Source organism: Limnovirga soli (assembly GCF_013106755.1).
Taxonomy (GTDB): Bacteria; Bacteroidota; Bacteroidia; order Chitinophagales; family Chitinophagaceae; genus Limnovirga; species Limnovirga soli.
Genome location: NZ_WHPF01000067.1, coordinates 1 through 240 on the forward strand (window position 1 = coordinate 1; position 240 = coordinate 240).

1 protein-coding gene is annotated in these 240 nt (G+C 47.5%); it reads left to right on the forward strand.

What is annotated here, in order from left to right:
- The coding region (locus GD597_RS21795; protein WP_171610021.1) for an Ig-like domain-containing protein at positions 1 to 240 on the forward strand (240 nt) is incomplete at both ends.

Genomic DNA, 240 nt, shown 5'->3' on the forward strand with positions numbered 1-240 from the left:
ACATCCGGCGGCAGCTGGTTATGTGATAATAGCGGCATCGCCACCATCACTAATACTGGCCTGGTAACAGGCATTAGTGCCGGTACTGTGCGCATCAGTTATACGGTGATTAATGCAGCAGGTTGCAGTGATAGTGTAAGTAAAACCATTGTTGTCTCTGCCTTACCGGTAATCGCTCCGATAACTGGCCCAGACAGTGTATGTGTAGGTCATACGATTAATCTAAGTGAAGCAACTGCA